The organism is Myroides sp. 1354 (genome assembly GCF_030324495.1).
Classification (GTDB): Bacteria; Bacteroidota; Bacteroidia; order Flavobacteriales; family Flavobacteriaceae; genus Flavobacterium.
Genome location: NZ_JACAGN010000041.1, coordinates 1 through 734 on the forward strand (window position 1 = coordinate 1; position 734 = coordinate 734).

The window sequence follows — 734 nt, forward strand, 5'->3', positions numbered from 1 at the left end:
ACATCCGCTTGTACGTCAATCACAACTGCTACACCTGCTTCATTGGTATAGGTGTATTGTCCGTTACCTGATGGATCTTTTACTAAAGTAGTAATGGTTTCGTTAGCCTTAATTATTGTTGACATATCCAAGGTAACTGTATCTCCATCTTCATTGACATACGTAAAAGAATTTCCGTCATAGTGAACGTTACCCCCTACATTTTTAATAATGTTGTTGATGATTTCCTGTACATCCGTTTGGTTGATGATCTCTTCAAAGTTGTTGATTACATCCGCTTGTACGTCAATCACAACTGCTACACCTGCTTCATTGGTATAGGTGTATTGTCCGTTACCTGATGGATCTTTTACTAAAGTAGTAATGGTTTCGTTAGCCTTAATTATTGTTGACATATCCAAGGTAACTGTATCTCCATCTTCATTGACATACGTAAAAGAATTTCCGTCATAGTGAACGTTACCCCCTACATTTTTAATAATGTTGTTGATGATTTCCTGTACATCCGTTTGGTTGATGATCTCTTCAAAGTTGTTGATTACATCCGCTTGTACGTCAATCACAACTGCTACACCTGCTTCATTGGTATAGGTGTATTGTCCGTTGCCTGATGGGTCTTTTACTAAGGTGGTAATGGTTTCGTTAGCTTTGATAATCGTTGACATATCCAAGGTAACTGTATCTCCATCTTCATTGACATACGTAAAGGAATTTCCGTCATAGTGAACGTTACC

The 734-nt window shown here is 37.9% G+C and carries 1 pseudogene; it reads right to left on the minus strand.

From position 1 onward, the window contains the following. Positions 1–734, minus strand: a pseudogene (locus HX004_RS17655) (hypothetical protein); the annotation flags it as partial.